The organism is Sphingopyxis bauzanensis (assembly GCF_002205675.1).
Lineage (GTDB): Bacteria > Pseudomonadota > Alphaproteobacteria > Sphingomonadales > Sphingomonadaceae > Sphingopyxis > Sphingopyxis bauzanensis.
Window position 1 is genome coordinate 1,113,997 of sequence record NZ_NISK01000001.1, and the last position, 12,776, is coordinate 1,126,772.

A 12,776-nucleotide genomic window follows, 5' to 3' on the forward strand; every position below is an offset into this window, starting at 1 on the left:
GTCTCGGCGACATGCGTCGTACGCGCGCACGCTGCCGACGTTTCGGTTGACCTCAGCCTATATCAACCCGCCAAGCCCGAACAGCACGATCCCGCCGAACAGTGCGACCAGCCCGGTCGTGGCGATCAGCAGCGTCATGCGCGCCGCGGGCAGTCGCCGCGTCGCCGCGAAGGCCGCGGCGAGTCCCGCCCCCAGCGCGATCAGCGGCGCATAGACGAAGGCCCAGCCGTAGCTGAACTCGCGGCGCACCTTGATCAGCTCCCATTGTTCGACGACAAGCCCGTACAGCGTGATCGCGGCAAGCCAGACCGCGACGAAGACGACCGCGAACAACGCTCCGCCGGCCAGGCAGCCCGCCGTCGTGCGTTTCGCGCCGCTGTCGCTGCCTTCGCTCAACTGCCGCCGATCTCGCTCGGCGCGGGGGTGTCGGGTGCGGCGGCGGGCTCGTTCCAGGCAAGGATCGGCTTGCGCGCCGCCGCGGTCTCGTCAAGCCGCGCGCGGGGGGCGAAATGCGGGGCGGATTTGAGCGCCGGGTCGCCGTTTTTCGCACGCATCGCAATGCTGCGCAGCGCGCCGATGAACTGGTCGAGCGCCGCCTTGCTCTCGGTCTCGGTCGGCTCGACGAGCATCGCGCCGTGGACGACGAGCGGGAAATAGACCGTCATCGGATGATATCCCTCGTCAATCAGCCCCTTCGCGATGTCGAGGGTCGAGAAGCCCTCGGCGAGGCCTTTGTCGCTGAACAGCGCCTCGTGCATGCACGGCCCCGACGCGGCGAACGGTGCGTCGAGCACGCCCTCCAGGCTGCGCAACACATAATTGGCGTTGAGCACCGCATCCTCGGCAACCTGTTTCAGCCCGTCGGCGCCATGACTGAGGATGTAGGTCAGCGCGCGGGTGAACATGCCCATCTGGCCGTGAAAGGCCGTCATGCGGCCAAAGGTTTGCGGATGATCCTCCCCCGCGCTTTCTTCTTCGATCAGGCGGAAGCCTTCGGCATGCTTTGTCACGAATGGCAAAGGCGCAAAGGGCGCGAGTGCTTCGGACAGCACCACCGGCCCCGAACCCGGTCCACCGCCGCCGTGCGGAGTCGAGAAGGTCTTGTGCAAATTGATATGCATGGCATCGACACCGAGGTCGCCGGGGCGCACGCGGCCAACGATCGCATTGAAATTGGCGCCGTCGCAATAGACATAACCGCCCGCCACATGCACCGCGTCCGAAATCGCCTTCATGTCGCGCTCGAACAGCCCGCAAGTATTGGGGTTGGTGATCATCACGCCCGCGACGTCGGGGCCAAGCCGCGCCTTGAGCGCTTCGAGGTTGACGCGGCCCGCTTCGGTTGCCGGAATATCCTCGACCGTGAAGCCCGCGAACGCCGCGGTCGCAGGGTTCGTGCCGTGCGCGCTTTCGGGGACCAGAATGACGCGGCGGTCCTCGCCGCGCGCTTCCAATGCCGCCTTGATGCAGAGGATGCCGCACAGCTCGCCATGCGCGCCCGCCTTGGGCGACATTGCGACGCTGTGCATGCCGGTCAGCGTGATCAGCCATTCGGCGAGTTCGTGGATCACCGCATAGGCGCCCTGCACCGTCTCCTGCGGCTGCAAGGGATGCGCGTCGGCAAAGCCCGGCATCCGCGCGACCTTTTCGTTGAGGCGCGGGTTGTGCTTCATCGTGCAGCTGCCCAGCGGGAACAGGCCAAGGTCGATCGCATAATTCTGCCGCGACAGGCGCGTGTAATGGCGCACCGTTTCGGCTTCGCTTAGCCCCGGAAGGCCGATAGGCGCGGTGCGCGCCAGCGGGCCGAGATCGGCGGCGGATGCGGCTTCGTCGAAATCGACGCCAGTCGTTTCGGTCGAGCCGATTTCGAAGATCAGCGCTTCCTCGAGCATCAGCGCGCGGTTTCCAGTGAAGGTGGTGCTGTCATCGGCACCGCCCGCGGCGATCATTTCGGGGCGCCAGCCGCCGGGGTTGAGCGCAGTCATGCCAGCACCTCCTTCAGAGCAGCGGCGAAGACGGATATATCCGCGGCAGTCACGGTTTCGGTGACCGCAACGACAAGGCCGTTCGCCAGGTTTGCGTTGGCGGGATAGAGACGGCCCAGCGATACGCCGCCCAAAATGTCACGCTCGGCCAGCTTATGGATCACCGGCCGCGCTTCGGTCGGCAGCAGCAGGGTGAATTCGTTGAAATAGCTGTTGTTGAGTACCGACACACCCGGGATTTTGGCCAGTTCAGCGGCAGCTTGCTTGGCGCGGCCATGGTTGATTGCGGCGAGCTGGCGCAGCCCCGCCTCGCCCAACAACGTCATATGAATGCTGAAGGCGAGCGCGCAGAGCCCTGAATTCGTACAGATATTGCTCGTCGCCTTTTCGCGGCGGATATGCTGTTCGCGCGTCGACAGCGTCAGCACAAAGCCGCGTTTGCCATTGGCATCGACCGTCTCGCCGCAAAGGCGGCCCGGCATCTGGCGGACATATTTGGTCTTGCATGCGAACAGGCCGACATAAGGCCCGCCGAACTGCAATCCCACGCCGATCGACTGCCCTTCGCCGACCACGATGTCGGCGCCCATTTCACCCGGCGCTTTGATCAGGCCGAGCGCGACGGGTTCGGTGACTACCGCGATCAGCAACGCCCCCGCGGCCTGACACGCCGCGGCAAGCGCGGTCATATCGTCGATGCGACCGAGGATGTCGGGATATTGGACGACAACGCAGCTTGTTTCCCTGTCGATTTTATCCGCGAGTGCCGCCCAATCGGTCCCGGCGTCGAGGCTGGGATCGCCATCGACGAGCACATCGCCGGTATATTTCGCCATCGTGCGCGCCACGCTGCGATAATGCGGATGCAGCCCGGTCGACAGCAGCGCCTTGCCGCGCTTGGTGATCCGTCGTGCCATCACGATCGCTTCCCAGCAGGCGGTCGAACCATCATACATCGACGCATTGGCAACGTCGGTGCCGAGCAGGCGCGCCACCTGCGACTGGAATTCGAACAGCATCTGCAGCGTGCCCTGCGCGATTTCGGGCTGATACGGGGTGTAGGCGGTCAGGAACTCGCCGCGCTGGATCAGATGATCGACGCTGGCAGGAACATGGTGGCGATAGGCGCCTGCGCCGAGGAAAAACGGCCCGTCGGCCGCGGCGCGGTTCTGGCGCGACAGCGCCGCCATGTGCCGTTCGACCGCGAGTTCGCTGGCGTGCATCGGCAGCCCCGCCATCGGGCCGTCGAGCCGCGCATCGACCGGAACGTCGGCGAAAAGTTCGTCGATCGACGCCGCCCCGATGGTGGCGAGCATAGCGCTGCGGTCATCGGAGGTAAGGGGCAGGTAACGCATGTACTACTCCGCAGAAGAAACTGGTTTTGAAGAAAAAAGCTGGACGGTATCGGCGAGCGTGCCGGAAAAGATCGCCGGACCGGCGTGGGTTGTGCGGATCCATGGCGCGAGCCAGATGCGAAACCCCGCGTCGCGCACGCGGCGACAAAAGGCATAATCGTCCGACAGCAGAGCCTGGCTTTCGGGCTCGATATAGGGGCAGAAAAACGCGGGGACGATATCGCCAACGCCATGCGCCTGCCGCTCGGCCGGGTCAGGCCGGAAAACGAGGTCGGGCATCTCCTTCGCCATGCCTTCGAGCACCGCACGACGGATGAGCATCATCGCGGTGCCAAGCCGCGTCAGCTCGACGAGGTCGGTCATCTTGAAACTCTGCTCGGGGTTCAGGAAATGCAGCGCGAAGTCGCCAGTGTAGCGCGCGAGATCGGCGGGATTATCGTTGGCCAGCCCCTGTTCGACGGCACGCGCGACATTGGCCCAATTGATCATCCGCCGCGGATAGGCGCCGCCCAGCACCCCGCAATCGGGGTTCGCCTCCATCACGCGGATCAGCGAGAACACATCGTCGGCCGAAAAATCGATGTCGGCATCGATGAACAGCAGATGGGTGCAATCGCTGGCGAGGAACATCGCGTTGAGCATGTTGCGCGCGCGGGTGATCGACGGCTGGTAGAGGATGAATTCGAACCGCACCGAAATGCCCATCGCCTGCGCGCGCAGCGCCAGCGCCAGCGCCGCGCGGACATAGGTGCCCTGCGCCCCTTCATAGATGGGTGTCGCCACCATCAGGCGGCAATTGGCGAGGGCAGGTTCGGTGGCGATTGCTTTTCTCCCCCCTCCCGCTTGCGGGAGGGGCCGGGGGAGAGCCTGTTCGAAAGAAAAGTCTGTCCCCCGACAGGCCCCTCCCCTAACCCCTCCTGCAAGCGGGAGGGGGATCAACTCTACAGCGCGTCGCAGAAGGCCTTGTACGCGGCGGCGTCCATCAGCCCGTCGAGTTGGCTCTTGTCGCTGAGCGCGAGGCGGAAGAACCAGCCTTCTCCCTCGGGGTCCGAATTGACGAGTGCCGGGTCTTCCTCGAGCTGGTTGTTGCCTTCGGTCACGGTGCCATCGACGGGGGCGTAGACGTCGCTCGCTGCCTTTACCGATTCGACCACCGCAGCATCTCCGCCCTGGCTGAGCTCGGCGCCCGTGTCGGGCACCTCGACGAACACGATGTCGCCAAGCTGGCCCTGCGCAAAATCGGTGATGCCGACCGTTGCGACGTCACCATCGACATCGATCCACTCATGCTCTTCGGTATAATAACGCGGCATCGATCAAGCTCCTGTTTTACGAACATAATTATGCGGAACAAAGGGCATGGCGGCGACGGTGCACGCGACCCGCTTGCCGCGCACTTCGGCGGCGATCGCGGTGCCGGGCTCGGACAGACCGGTCGGCACATAGCCCATCGCGATCGGCGCGCCGACGCTGGGCGCGAACCCGCCCGAGGTCACGACCCCGATTTCGGTATTGCCGTCGAACAGCTTGGCACCCTCGCGCACTGGCATTTTCCCGTCGACAAGGAGGCCAACGCGCTTGCGCGGGCTGCCGTCGGCGAGGTGACCAAGGATACGCGCTGCGCCGGGAAAGCCGCCTTCCTCGCGGCGACGCTTGCTGATCGCGAACGCCAGATCGCCTTCGACCGGATCGATCGTCGGGTCGAGATCATGGCCATAAAGCGGCAATCCCGCCTCCAGTCGCAACGAATCGCGCGCACCCAGCCCGATCGGCTTGACTTCGTCCATCGCACACAGCGCGTCAGAAAAAGCGTTCAGCACCTCATTGGGCAGCGAAATTTCAAAGCCATCCTCGCCGGTATAGCCGGAGCGGCTGATCGCGATCGCATGGCCGTTCCACGTCGCACGCATCGCCTGCATGAACACGAGGCCCACTGCCTCGGGCACGAGCCGCGTCAGCGCGGTGACCGCCTTCGGCCCTTGCAGCGCGAGCAGGCCATAATCCTCATTGTGGTTGAGCGTGATGTCGTCGGGCAGGCTTTCGCGCAGGTGCCCGATATCTTCCCACTTCACCGCGCCGTTGACGACGATGCCATATTGATCACCCTCGTTGGTGATCATCAAATCGTCGAGAATGCCACCATCCTCGTCGAGCAGCAGGGAATAGCGCATCCGGCCCGGCTTCAGCGCCGAAATATCCCCGGGAACCAGCGTTTCGAGCGCTTCGGCGACCTTGTCGCCCGACAGCGTCAACTGCCCCATATGGCTGACATCGAACAGTCCGGCGTGTTCGCGGACCCACAGATGCTCGGCCATGATACCTTCATACTGGATCGGCATCCAGTAACCGGCGAATTCGACCATCCGGCCGCCTTTCGCGCGATGCCAGGCATCGAGCGGCAGCACTTCGGTCGCGGCTTCGATCGCGACCTCTTCGTCCAGCTGTTCGGTTTCGGTCATGTCAGTCTCCCGCGGTTGCACGGCGGATGCGCGGCGGGGTGCCGCGCCTTTCGCCATGCCCCCTCTGTCACGGGAACCTGAGAGTTTTCCCCCGGCAACAAAGTCCGCGGTTACCCCTTCGGTGGCTCCAGCAGACAGCCGGAACGCTTTCCAGAGTGTCCGTTCCAGCCTGCGCGGTCCTGCTGACCTGAGAGTTTCCGGGGCGGTTGCTCCTTCGGTGGTGAGGCGCCGGTTACCCTGCCCTCACGCTCTCCCGCGCGGCCGGTCGAATCTCTTGCGAAACCCGACAGACACCCGAGCCTTGGCGCTGCCCTTAAACGGAGTCAATCGGCGAGCGCGCGGATTGCGTCGTTTTCGTGGATATGCACACCCGAACCGTCTTGGCCAACGAGCGCAACGATCGCGGCGGCCACCGTCGGGCCATGAATCGAGCGGTAGCGGCGGAACGACCCGTGCAGCAAAGCATCGGCCAAGGGCGCCGCGATCGTCGCCAGCCCCTCACCCAGCCGCGGCGGCCCGGGCCGAGCGCCGAGCAGCAGGCCGGGGCGGATCAGGTCGAGCCGCGCGAACCCGAGCGCGCGCAACGCATCCTCGGTCTCGCCCTTGGTGCGCAGATAGAAATTGCCCGCTTTCGCCGATGCCCCCACCGAGCTGACGACGATCATTTGCGCCGTGCCGCCTTGCCGGGCACCGCGCGCCGCAGCGAGGATCAGGTCATGGTCGACGGCGCGGAACGCCGCTTGCGACCCGGCCTGGCGGATCGTGGTTCCGAGGCAACAGATCAATACCGCGGGTTGTTCGGCGGCGATGATGTCGGGCCAGTTGTCGGACGGCGCCACGCGTTCAGCGTGGTGCGGTGCGAGCCCTTCGACCGGGCGGCGGGCGACGACCGTGACGCCCCTGCTCCCGAACGCGTCGATCACGGCGCTGCCAACTAGTCCGGTTGCGCCAACGATCAGTGCGTCAGACATGCGCCAACGCTCCGGGCACCGCAGGGCGCCCAAAAATCTCGGCGTAGCGGTCGATGGCGAAACGATCGGTCATCCCGGCAATATAGTCGCCTATATGCCGGGTTGTCGCGCATTCGTCGCCGGGCAGACGGGCTGACCAATCCTCGCCCATCAGGCGCGGGTCGTCGGCATAGGCGCCGAACAGCCGCCCGACGACCTCGTTCGCGCCAGCGGCGGCGGCGACCTGTTCGGGGTGGTGATAGAGGTTGGCGTACATGAAGCCCTTGAGCTCGCGCTCCTCGGCTGCAAGTTCGGGGGAAAACCCGCCGAGCGAGCGGCCCGCGGCGCGGACCTCGGCGACACTCGCCACGTCAGCCGCCACCACATTCGCCGTGGTCGCGGCGATCACGTCATTGACCATCACCCCGATCTGGTCGCGGACGAGTTCGCGCAACAAGCGGTCGCGCGGCGCGCCGGGGAAGCGTGCTTCGACGGCGCGGAAATTGGCGGCGACGAACGCCTGCTCCATCAACTGATCGAGATCGAGCAGGCCCGCGCGCAGCCCATCGTCAATGTCATGATTGTCATAGGCGATGTCGTCTGCAACCGCCGCAATCTGCGCCTCCAGGCTGGCGTGGCTGCCAAGGTCGAGCGCGAAATCACCATCGATGGCGGCGAGCGCCCAGCCGGGATCGGTCACCGGACCATTATGCTTCGCCAGACCTTCGAGCGTTTCCCAAGTCAGGTTCAGCCCGTCGAAACGCGGATAGGGACATTCAAGCGCCGCCAATGTGCGCAGCGTGTGGCCATTATGGTCAAAGCCGCCATGGTCCGCCATCGCCGCCTTGAGTGCATCTTCGCCCGCATGACCAAAGGGCGGATGGCCGATGTCGTGCGCGAGGCAGAGCGCCTCGGTCAGATCTTCATTCAGCCCCAGCGCGCGGGCGATCCCCCGCCCGATCTGCGCGACCTCGATGCTGTGGGTCAGGCGGACGCGGTAATGGTCGCCGTCGGGGGCAACGAACACCTGCGTCTTATGACGCAGGCGGCGAAAGGCGATCGAATGTATGATGCGGTCGCGGTCGCGCTGAAAATCGTCGCGCGGCCCGCGCACAACGCGGCCCGTTTCTTCATATCGACGCCCGCGGCTTTGCGCCGGGTTGCTGGCGCAGGCGGCGACGGTCACTTGATCGGATCGACGGTCTCGCCCGCCTCGCTGTTGAACAGAAAGCCGTCGCCCTCCGCCTTTTTATAGTCATCGAGCCATGTCTGGGCTGCCTTGCGACTGGCGAACGGTCCGACCAGCAGGCGCCGAGTCTGACCCCAGTCGGCCGTGCCGCCCGATTTGCCCTTGAACAGCGCGGCGTTGCGTTTGGCGAAGCGATTATAGTCGAACGCCAGCGCCTTGGGATTGGCGCCGGTCGCGATCTGAACCCAGGTGCGCGCCGGATGCGCCTTTTTCTCGGCGGCTTCGGCCTTGGCCTTGGCGTCGGCTTCGGCTTTGGCTTTTGTCGCGGCCGCATCCTTTTCGCGTTTCGCCTCCTCGGCAGCATCGGCGCGGCGCTTATCCTCGAGCAATTTGGTCAGCGTTTCGGCACCGATTGCATTTTCGGGCTGGCTCAGCTCTTCAGGCGGAATTTCGATCGACCCGACAATATCCGCGAGCGAGGCTAGCGGCGCGGAAACAGTTGCGGACGGCGCGGCCGCGACAGTCGCGGTACGAATCGGCGACCGTGGCACAGTCGTGGGGGCGCTCGCGGCACCACGACCGATGTCGGCAATCGAGAAGCCGGGTCCGACGGGGTCGGCCGATTGGGTTGGATTCGTGCCAACCGGCGCTGCCGCCGATGCCGCGGCGATCGATTCAGTCGCCGCCTTTGATGAAACCTCCACAATCGCCGGTTTCGGCTTCGAAGCGGCGGGGAAAGGATTTTCCGGCGTCGGTCCATCCCGAACCACGGTCGGCGCCGGGCCGCCAGCGGCGGGAAACGGATTCTCAGCAGTCGGTCGCGGTGACGCGGTCCGGGGGGTGGGGTTCACTGTCGATGATGCGACCGTCGCCGGGCGCGGCGGCGTCGCTACCGTGGTCGGCGGAGTGGCGGGCGTCCGCGGCTGGGCATAGGCCGGTCCGAGTGGTCGGGAGCTGGCAGTCGAGGTCGGAGACGCGGTAGCGGCAACCGACGCCGCCGGCGGACGCTTCGTGCTGGCCGACGCGCGCCTGCCCGATGCAGCGGGGGGCGGCGAAGGCGGCGTTGTTGCCGCTATCTGCACGGGCTTGCGCTTCGGCCCGAGCTGGCCGTTGGGGAAGCGCCCAAAATGCGCCGCGGCGGCCTGCTGCGCAGGATTGAGCCGGTCCATCTGGGTCAGATAGGGCAGGATATTCTGCGCCATCGCGGGTGGCATCGTCGCGTTGACGATTTCGGTGGCCTCGCCGTCGCGACCGTTCATCGCCAGGATCATCGCGCGCAGCCGCCACGCGCCGCGATCCTGGGCGCGCAGTTGCGGGGTGAGCATCTGGATCGCACGGTCAGCCTCGCCAGTGATCCCGAGCGACAGCGCGTAGCGCCGGGTCAGTTCGTCATTCGGGGCAATTGACAGTGCCAGCTGATAATCGCGCTGCGCTGCATCCTGTTGGCCGAGCAGGTCGCGCGCCAGCGCCCGGTCGGACAGGAACAACCGCTCCGGCGCACCGAGCAGTTGCGCTTCGCCGAAATAGTCGAGCGCGCGGGTCGGGTTTTCCATATGGACCATCGCCGACCCAAGCGCCGCCTTGATCGCCCCATCGCGCGGGCTCGCCTGTTCGGCGCGGACCAGAAACCCCAAGGCCGCACGATAATCATCGAGTTCGATCGACGCCCGCCCGGCGTCGAGCAGTGCGCGGGGATCGCTATGGTTCGACCCGATGCGGGCGAGCGCCGACGACAGCAAAGTCCGCGCCGCGGTGCGTTTTTCCATCGCCGCCTTGGTCGCGGCATCGGGCGGCGTCACCTGCGCGGACGCAGGCGCCGCCGCGAGCCCCAGAAGCAGCGCGCCGAACGCACGAGCGCAGAGCCGCGCGCGTGTCGGCTTCGCCGTCATTTTCGCTTGCCGCATGGGCAAATCATCCCGATCTCCGGTCTGCCGTGCCCTGCGGGCAGCCGATTACAGCCCCGTTACTGGTTGTTCTGACGCCCCAGGAAACGCGGGATGTCGACACCCTCTTCCTTATCAGCCGTCTCACCTTCGGGCGGAGTGGCTCCACGCGACAGGCGCGACATGCGCTCGAACAAGGTACCACCGCCGATCGAGCGGGCTGGCGATTCATCACCAGCCGCCGCATCGCCGGCCGATGCCGGCGCCGTGCGATAGTCGCTTACGGGTGCCTCAGGAGCATCGAGGACAAGTTCGTCGGACGTATCGTCATAGCTCGCGGCGACCTGTGACAATTCCATCGGCTCTTCACCGACCGCAGGCGCTTCGGCTTCAACCGTTTCGCTCAACGAAAAGCCGGGCGACGGTTCATTCGCGTCATCGGCGGGAACTTCTGCAACCACCTCTTCTTCGACGACCGGTTCAAAGGCTTCTTCGACCACCGGCGCAGTGGTCGCGGCGCGTGCCGGGGCAAAGGAGAAGCTGCGCGTCGCGGGCGAGGCCTGCGCTGCCGTTGCGCCGCTGCTATCGATGCCGGTCGCAACCACCGACACGCGGATCTTGCCGTCGAGGCTGTCGTTGAACGCGCTGCCCCAGATGATGTTGGCGTCGGGATCGACCAACTCGCGGATATGGTTCGCGGCCTCGTCGACTTCCATCAGGCGCATGTCCTCGCCGCCAGTGATCGAGATGATGACACCCTTGGCGCCCGCCATCGACACGCCGTCGAGCAGCGGGTTGGCGATGGCTTTCTGCGCAGCTTCGAGCGCACGGCCGTCGCCTTCGGCTTCGCCGGTGCCCATCATCGCTTTGCCCATTTCGCGCATCACGCTGCGCACGTCGGCAAAGTCCAGGTTGATCAGGCCGGGCATGACCATCAGGTCGGTGATCCCGCGCACGCCCTGTTGCAGCACTTCATCCGCCATGGTGAAGGCTTCTTTGAAGGTCGTGTTCGGATTGGCAACCAGGAACAAATTCTGGTTCGGAATGACGATCAGCGTGTCGACATGTTCCTGCAGCTCGGCAATGCCCGAGTCCGCGGAACGCATCCGGCGCTGGCCTTCAAAGGTGAAAGGCTTGGTCACGACGCCGACGGTCAGGATGCCGCGGTCGCGCGCCGCCTTGGCGATCACAGGCGCCGCACCGGTACCGGTACCGCCGCCCATGCCCGCGGCGATGAAGCACATATGCGCGCCGTTCAGCGCTTCTTCGACCTGCGCGATGCTTTCCTCGGCGGCCGCGCGGCCAACCTCGGGCCGCGAACCAGCGCCCAACCCCTGGGTAATCTGGGTCCCCAGCTGGATGCGCCGCTCAGCGGGCGACGCGTTCAGCGCCTGCGCGTCGGTGTTCGCAACGATGAAGTCGACCCCCTCGACCCGCGCCGCAATCATGTTCGCGATGGCATTGCCACCCGCGCCGCCGACGCCGATCACCGCGATCCGCGGCTTCAGCTCATCGACCTGCGGTGGGCCAATATTGATGCTCATCAAAAAGTCTCCCTGCAGCGGCGGACAGGTGCCGCTTCCCCAACCTTGCGACCCAAACGAGCGGGTGTCCCGCCGCCCGGTTTCTTACCCCGCATTGCACTATTGTGACCGGGGAATCACCCAAAAAATTAACCTTTTTTCGCGTTTCACCGCTAAAAACTGCTTTTTAGGGCCGCCATCAACCGATGCAGGATCGAAGTGCTCGCCGGACGATAGACGTCCTGCGACATCATAGGGAGATCGCGCAGGTCGACCGGGTCCGACGCGGCGTACAGAACCAGACCGGCGAGCGTCGCGAAAGCGGGGCCGCTGTGCGCATCGGGCAGACCGTGCAGCCCGCGCGGTCGCCCGATACGCGCAGCGCGCCCGAGCGCGCTCTGGGTGTAATCGGCGATGCCTTTCAGGTCGGCGCCGCCGCCGACGAGCACGACCTGACGCCCGATCGGGCCGACGAAATGCAGGTCTTTCAGCGTCCTGCCAATCTCTCCCATCATCGCGTCGAGGCGTTGACGGATCACTGTCACCAACTGCGCGCGGGTGATACGCGGGGCATCGCCGCTCGTCGGCGCGCCGGGTTCCAGCTCGATAATCTCGTTATTGTCGCGCGGGCTGGCCGAGGCCGAGCCGTAAAAGCTCTGGAGCCGCTGCGCCTGACTGCGCCGGATGCCAAAGGCCGAGGCAATGTCGTCGGTGATGTCGCTGGCGCCAAAAGGCAGCGACGCCATTTCAACCAGCATGCCGCCGGCATAGAGCGACACCGTCGTCACCGCCGCGCCGAGTTCAACGAGCGCGACGCCGAGGTCGCGTTCTTCGTCCGACAGGCACGCCAGCCCCGCCGCGATTGGTGACGCCACCACCGCGTTCACGTCAAGATGCGCCTGCCGCACCGCCGCCTCCAGGTTCCGCACCGGGGCGCCGTCGGCCATAATGATATGGATATCGACCCCCAGCCGGTCGGCGTGGAGCCCGATCGGGTTCTTGACCCCAGTCAGCCCGTCGAGCGTGTAGAGCGCGGGCTGCGCGTGGAGGATCATCCGCCCTTCGGGATCGATCCCGGCACGACCCGCGGCGAGCAGGTCGTCGATGTCTTCTTTCTCGATGCGGTGGCCGCCAAGCTCGCTTTCGATCGGCGCCACATCGCTGAGCAACCCGCCCGCCGAGAAACTGACCCAGACGTCATCGATATTGAGCCCGGCGATGCGCTCGGCCTGCTCGATCGCCTCGCGCACGATATGCTCGGTCTGCTCCATGTCGGCGACATAGCCGCGCTGGACCCCGCGGCTTTCGCGCTGCCCGGTGCCGAGCACGTGCAACTGGCCGTCGGCAGTCTGCCCCGCGATCAGCGCGCACACCTTCCACGACCCGACATCGAGCGCGGTGATGATCTTTTCGATGCGCGGCGGCGCCATGC

The 12,776-nt window shown here is 65.6% G+C and carries 11 protein-coding genes and 2 riboswitches; all 11 genes read right to left on the reverse strand.

The annotated features are described in order from the left end of the window. Window positions 1–57 precede the first annotated feature (57 nt). Window positions 58–396, reverse strand: coding sequence for a hypothetical protein (locus CDQ92_RS05420; protein ID WP_088440293.1), 339 nt, complete (start codon window positions 394–396; stop codon window positions 58–60). Next, window positions 393–1,985: an aminomethyl-transferring glycine dehydrogenase subunit GcvPB gene (gcvPB, locus tag CDQ92_RS05425; RefSeq protein WP_088440294.1), complete on the reverse strand. Its 1,593-nt coding sequence runs from the start codon at window positions 1,983–1,985 to the stop codon at window positions 393–395. The genes CDQ92_RS05420 and gcvPB overlap by 4 nt, the downstream gene beginning before the upstream one ends. Next, complete coding sequence (gene gcvPA, locus CDQ92_RS05430; protein ID WP_088440295.1) at window positions 1,982–3,340, reverse strand: aminomethyl-transferring glycine dehydrogenase subunit GcvPA; 1,359 nt, start codon at window positions 3,338–3,340, stop codon at window positions 1,982–1,984. Before gcvPA ends, gcvPB begins: the two co-directional genes overlap by 4 nt. Window positions 3,341–3,343: 3 nt before the next feature. After that, window positions 3,344–4,126, reverse strand: coding sequence for a glycosyltransferase family 2 protein (locus CDQ92_RS05435; RefSeq protein WP_088440296.1), 783 nt, complete (start codon window positions 4,124–4,126; stop codon window positions 3,344–3,346). Window positions 4,127–4,281: 155 nt separating this feature from the next. Beyond that, entirely contained in the window at window positions 4,282–4,653 is a 372-nt protein-coding gene (gcvH, locus tag CDQ92_RS05440) for a glycine cleavage system protein GcvH (RefSeq protein WP_088440297.1), read from the reverse strand. 3 nt (window positions 4,654–4,656) lie between these two features. Further along, window positions 4,657–5,799 (reverse strand): glycine cleavage system aminomethyltransferase GcvT, encoded by a 1,143-nt coding sequence (gene gcvT / locus CDQ92_RS05445; RefSeq protein WP_088440298.1) that lies wholly within the window; start codon window positions 5,797–5,799, stop codon window positions 4,657–4,659. A gap of 54 nt (window positions 5,800–5,853) precedes the next feature. Then, window positions 5,854–5,963: riboswitch (glycine riboswitch) on the reverse strand. Then, window positions 5,964–6,065: riboswitch (glycine riboswitch) on the reverse strand. 57 nt (window positions 6,066–6,122) lie between these two features. Next, window positions 6,123–6,770, reverse strand: a complete 648-nt coding sequence (locus CDQ92_RS05450; protein WP_088440299.1) for an NAD-dependent epimerase/dehydratase family protein — start codon at window positions 6,768–6,770, stop codon at window positions 6,123–6,125. Further along, a complete protein-coding gene (locus CDQ92_RS05455; RefSeq protein ID WP_088440300.1) occupies window positions 6,763–7,935 on the reverse strand; it encodes a deoxyguanosinetriphosphate triphosphohydrolase in 1,173 nt (390 codons plus the stop codon). The genes CDQ92_RS05450 and CDQ92_RS05455 overlap by 8 nt, the downstream gene beginning before the upstream one ends. Next, window positions 7,932–9,842, reverse strand: a complete 1,911-nt coding sequence (locus tag CDQ92_RS05460) for a tetratricopeptide repeat protein (protein ID WP_088440301.1) — start codon at window positions 9,840–9,842, stop codon at window positions 7,932–7,934. Before CDQ92_RS05460 ends, CDQ92_RS05455 begins: the two co-directional genes overlap by 4 nt. 59 nt (window positions 9,843–9,901) lie before the next feature. After that, a complete protein-coding gene (ftsZ, locus tag CDQ92_RS05465; RefSeq protein WP_088440302.1) occupies window positions 9,902–11,365 on the reverse strand; it encodes a cell division protein FtsZ in 1,464 nt (487 codons plus the stop codon). Between the two features lie 152 nt (window positions 11,366–11,517). Continuing rightward, on the reverse strand, window positions 11,518–12,774 hold the full coding sequence (ftsA, locus tag CDQ92_RS05470; RefSeq protein ID WP_088440303.1) for a cell division protein FtsA: 1,257 nt from the start codon (window positions 12,772–12,774) through the stop codon (window positions 11,518–11,520). Between the last annotated feature and the right edge of the window lie 2 nt (window positions 12,775–12,776).